Annotated in this window: 3 protein-coding genes; 2 read left to right on the top strand and 1 reads right to left on the bottom strand. The window is 67.5% G+C overall.

What is annotated here, in order from left to right; genetic code table 11:
* Window positions 1-1,753: S9 family peptidase (locus tag RMO04_RS17740; protein ID WP_309646094.1), on the top strand; the 1,753-nt coding region annotated here is incomplete at its 5' end.
* A gap of 106 nt (window positions 1,754-1,859) precedes the next feature.
* On the top strand, window positions 1,860-4,442 hold the full coding sequence (gene clpB, locus RMO04_RS17735) for an ATP-dependent chaperone ClpB (RefSeq protein ID WP_309646093.1): 2,583 nt from the start codon (window positions 1,860-1,862) through the stop codon (window positions 4,440-4,442).
* A gap of 58 nt (window positions 4,443-4,500) precedes the next feature.
* Here clpB and RMO04_RS17730 read toward each other — a convergent pair whose 3' ends face one another.
* The gene (locus RMO04_RS17730) at window positions 4,501-5,040 is read right to left on the bottom strand and encodes a hypothetical protein (RefSeq protein WP_309646092.1); all 540 of its coding nucleotides are present in this window, start codon (window positions 5,038-5,040) and stop codon (window positions 4,501-4,503) included.
* Window positions 5,041-5,220 lie beyond the last annotated feature (180 nt).

The following is a 5,220-nucleotide window of genomic DNA, read 5'->3' as shown; positions in this document are numbered from 1 at the left end:
CGAAGAGCGTCAGGTGATCGTCCGGAACGTCGCCACGGGCGCCGCTCACGGTATGCGGGTTGGCGACATCAAGGTTCGCGACGTGAGGTGGGCAAGCCCCGACCATCTGCTGATAGTCACCAGCGCCACCGCGACAATCCTCAACGTGATCGCGCCGAAGTCCGAATGGCGAATGGTCGGCCTTTACAACATCAAGACCCAAAAGATGGTCCGACTGCTGCGTGACGTTGAGAACGGCCTCAACGTCCTGTCAGGCTCGACTTCAAACCGAACTTTCGAAGGCAAGCCCGTTGTGTTCGCCGAGGGCGTCAGGTTCGACAGCACTGGCCGCGGTCGCATGGCGCTGTTCAGGATCGAACTCGATCAAGGCAAGTCCAAGCTGGTGCACGAAGGCTTCGCCACCACCCGCGACTGGCTGGTTGGGACGGACGGCCAGCCGATGGCCGAGAACGAGTACGAGCCGAAGTCGGGGCAATGGGTGTTGAAGGTTCGCGACGGCAAGACATGGCGTGAGTTGAAGGCCGGATCCAGCCTGCATGAGCCGCCGTATCTGATGGGGCTTGGGCGCGCGGCGAACTCGATCCTGGTGGCGGAGCCGCAGGAGGATGGTGTCCTGGTCCGGGAGGTCGGCCCCGACGGCGCTTGGGGCCAAGCTGTGATGCCGGCCGGCGCCGCGCCGATCCGCGATCCGGCTGACGAGCGCCTCATCGGCCACGTGCAATTGTTCGGCGACGACCTTCGCTACACCTTCTTCGAGCCGCGCGACCAAAGCGCCTGGAAGAAGGTGGTCGCCGCCTATCCGGGAGAGAGCGTATCGCTGGTCTCTTGGAGCGCCGACCGCAAGAAGCTCATCGTCCTGGTGGACTCACCGACCGAGGGTCCTGCCTACGCCCTCGTGGATCTGACCACGGGCCGCGCCACCTGGATCGGCGCGCAACACGCCGGCCTCGCTAAGGGCGATTTGGCGCCCGTTCGGACGCTGTCCTACAAGGCCACTGATGGCCTGGAACTGAGCGGCTACCTGCTCACCCCCAACGGACGGCCGGCCAAGGGCCTGCCCCTGGTCGTCATGCCGCATGGAGGCCCCGCCGTGCGCGACACACGGGGTTTTGACTGGATGGCGCAGGCCCTGGCGTCGCGTGGCTACGCGGTGCTGAAAGTGAACTTCCGCGGCTCCGACGGGTTTGGGCGCGCCTTCAAGGAGGCCGGTTACGGCCAATGGGGCCGCAAGATGCAGACGGACCTCTCCGACGGCGTCCGGCATCTTGCGGCGCAAGGCGTTATCGATCCCAAACGTGTCTGCATCGTCGGCGCGAGCTATGGCGGCTATGCCGCCGTGGCGGGGGCGGCGTTTGACCGAGGTGTCTATCGTTGCGCCGGCTCCTATGGGGGCATCACCGATCTCACGCGCATGGCGCCCTGGCTGCAAAGCAACTCGCGTGTCTATGGACGACGGCAGCTCATCCGTATGGTCGGCGCCACCGATCCGAAGGATCCGGTCATGGCTCAGATCTCGCCCGCGCAGCATGCCGCCCAGATCGACATCCCGATCCTGCTGATCCATGGCCGCGACGACACAGTGGTGCCCTTCGAGCAGTCACGTGTGATGGCCGAGGCGCTCACCAAGGCTGGAAAGCCCGTGGAGCTGGTCAGCCTCCCCGGCGAAGATCACTGGCTCTCCCGTGGCGACACGCGGCTCCAGATGCTCACGGCCACCGTCGCGTTCCTGGAGAAGCACAACCCCCCGAACTAGCGCCTCGCGATCCCTTGTGTGGCGCATCGGCAACACTACATCCGGTCATGCCAGCGTTGCGCTTGATCAAGGCGGCGCCGGCAAATCCGCCTATTCAGGGGAAGCCATGAACATCGATCTCTATTCCGACCGCGCCAAGCAGGCGATCCAGTCGGCGCAAAGCCTCGCGCTCGCCAAGCGCCACCAGCAGCTCGCGCCCGAGCACGTGCTGAAGGTTCTGCTCGAGGAGAAGGACGGCCTGAGCCGCGCGCTGATTCAAAGCGCTGGAGGCCGCCCCGACGAAGCCGATAAGGCCGCCGACGTGCTGCTGGCCAAGCGGCCCAAGGTGGAGGGCGGCTCTGGCCAGCTCTACATGACGCCGGAGGTCGCGCGCCTGCTGGCCGAGGCCGAGGCCGGCGCCAAGTCGGCCGGCGACTCCTTCGTGACCACCGAACGCCTGCTGATCGCCATCGCCAAGGAAGGCGGTGAGGCGGCCAAGGCGCTTGCCGACGCCGGCGCCAAGGCCGACGCTCTGGAAGAGGCCGCCAAGGCCATGCGCAAAGGCAAGACCGCCGATAGCGCCTCGGCCGAGGAGGGCTATGACGCGCTCAAGCGCTACGCCCGCGACCTGACCCAGGCCGCCAGGGACGGCAAGCTGGACCCGGTGATCGGCCGCGACGAGGAAATCCGCCGCACCATCCAGGTGCTGAGCCGCCGCACCAAGAACAACCCCGTCCTGATCGGCGAGCCCGGCGTGGGCAAGACCGCCATCGTCGAGGGCCTGGCCCTGCGCATCGTAAATGGAGACGTGCCCGAGAGCCTGAAGGACAAGCAACTTCACTCGCTCGACATGGGCTCGCTGATCGCCGGCGCGAAGTATCGCGGGGAGTTCGAGGAGCGGTTGAAGGCGGTGCTGAACGAGGTGACCGCGGCCGAGGGCTCGATCATCCTGTTCATCGACGAGATGCACACCCTGGTCGGCGCCGGAAAGTCGGACGGGGCGATGGACGCCTCGAACCTGCTCAAGCCCGCCCTGGCCCGGGGCGAGCTGCACTGCGTCGGCGCCACCACGCTGGATGAGTACCGCAAGCACGTGGAAAAGGACGCCGCCCTGGCGCGTCGCTTCCAGCCGGTATTCGTCAGCGAACCCACGGTGGAGGACACCGTCTCCATCTTGCGCGGCTTGAAGGAGAAGTACGAGGTCCACCACGGGGTGCGCATCAGCGACGCCGCCATCGTGGCCGCCGCGACCCTGTCCAACCGCTACATCGCCGACCGCTTCCTGCCCGACAAGGCCATCGACCTGATCGACGAAGCCGGCAGCCGCGTGCGCATGGCGGTGGACTCCAAGCCCGAGGAGCTGGACGAGATCGACCGGCGCATCGTGCAGCTGAAGATCGAGCGCGAGGCCCTGGCGCGGGAGACTGACGCGGCTTCCAAGGCCCGACTGGAAAAACTGGAAGAAGATCTCGACGACCTCGAGGGCCAGTCGACCGAGATGACCGCCCGCTGGCGTTCGGAAAAGGAAAAGGTCAGCTCCGCCGCCCAGGCCCGCGAGGCTCTGGATCGCCTGCGCGCTGAACTGGTCACAGTCCAGCGTCGTGGCGACCTGCAACGCGCGTCCGAGATCGCCTATGGCGAAATCCCCGCTCTAGAGCGCCGCCTGGAGACCGAGGAGGCGGCCGCCGCCGAAAATCCGATCAGCCCGGAGGTGGTCGACGCCGAGCAGATCGCCGCCGTCGTCTCCCGCTGGACCGGCATTCCGGTCGAGAAGATGCTGGAGGGCGAGCGCGACAAGCTGTTGAAGATGGAAGACGCCCTGCGCGGCCGCGTGGTCGGCCAGGAGGAGGCGCTGGTCGCCGTCTCCGACGCCGTGCGCCGCGCCCGGGCCGGGCTGAACGATCCCAACCGGCCCCTCGGCTCGTTCCTGTTCCTAGGTCCGACGGGGGTGGGCAAGACCGAGCTGACCAAGGCGCTCGCCGCCTTCATGTTCGACGACGAGGCGGCGATCACCCGCCTCGACATGAGCGAGTACATGGAGAAGCACTCGGTCAGCCGGATGATCGGGGCGCCCCCCGGCTATGTCGGCTACGACGAGGGCGGCGCCCTGACGGAGGCGGTGCGCCGCCGGCCCTATCAGGTCGTGCTGTTCGACGAGGTGGAGAAGGCCCACCCCGACGTGTTCAACGTGCTGCTGCAGGTGCTGGATGACGGACGCCTGACCGACGGCCAGGGCCGGACGGTCGACTTCCGCAACACCCTGCTGATCATGACATCCAACCTGGGGTCCGAGTTCCTGGCCAACCAGTCCGAGGGCGAAGATGTCGACGAGGTCCGTCCGATGGTCATGGAGGTGGTTCGCCGCCACTTCCGGCCGGAGTTCCTGAACCGGGTCGACGAGATCATCCTGTTCAAGCGCCTGGGTCGCGGCGCCATGGACGATATCGTCAAGATCCAGCTCCAGCGGCTGGAACGGATGCTGGCCGACCGCAGGATGTCCATCGCCCTGGACAACGCCGCCACCCACTGGCTGGCCGAGAAGGGGTATGATCCGGTCTATGGCGCCCGGCCGCTGAAGCGGGTGATCCAGAAGGACCTGGTCGATCCCATCGCCCGCAAGCTGCTGGCAGGGGAGCTGGAGGACGGATCAGTCATCCAGGTCGGCGCCACCGCTGAGGGTCTGGAGATCGGCAAGGCCAAGGTCCACTAACGAGAAACGCCCCGGGACCGCTCCCGGGGCGTCTTTCATTCGGCGTGATGGATGCCGGCTACAGCTCGACGCCGACCGGCTTGCCGCCGCGGATCTCGACACGGCGCATGACGGCGATGTCAGGACCCTTGCCCGGCGCGATGGGCTTGGCGACCGTGATGACGTACCAGGCGCCGTTGGCCAGGCCCGAGAACGCGAAGCGGCTGGTGGCGTCGCAGGTGGCGCGTTTGACGAAGGCCGAGTAGTCGCCGCTGGGCGCCGAGGGGGTGCGGGCGCGCACGTCGGCGGCGGGCAGGGCCGCCCGGTCGGGCGAGAGATAGAGGATGGTCATGCGCCGCCGCGTCCAGGCGGTCTCCGGCGTCAGCACCACGCTGGAGCCGGCGCAGGTGTAGCGGACAGGTCCAGCGCGATAGGTCAGACGCCCATCGACTCGACCGGGGCCGGGAACGGCCGACCAGGAGAAGTCTCCAGCCCGGAATCCGTTCGCCGACGGCGGTGGCTCACGCGGCGGCGGCGGGGGTGGCGGGGGCCCTAGAGTCGGCGCACAGGCGGCGACCAGGAGCAGGGCGGCGGAGGGCAGGGCAAGGCGTAAGGACATGGGCGCGCACCATAGGCAAGGCTGGCCCCGTGCGCCAAGGGCTTCCTCGGCTCGCGCGATCAATCATCGCCGCTGACGCGGCCGCGTTTGGATTTCACGCCGCCGCGCCGGACCTTTTCGTCCACGCGACGCGCCTTGGCCGCCTTGGTCGGCTTCGTCTTCTTTCGCGGCGGAGGCGGC

The organism is Phenylobacterium sp., from assembly GCF_031412415.1.
Taxonomy (GTDB): Bacteria; Pseudomonadota; Alphaproteobacteria; order Caulobacterales; family Caulobacteraceae; genus Phenylobacterium.
Note: the sequence above shows the minus strand (reverse complement) of the source record. Positions and strands in the feature narration are given on the sequence as shown.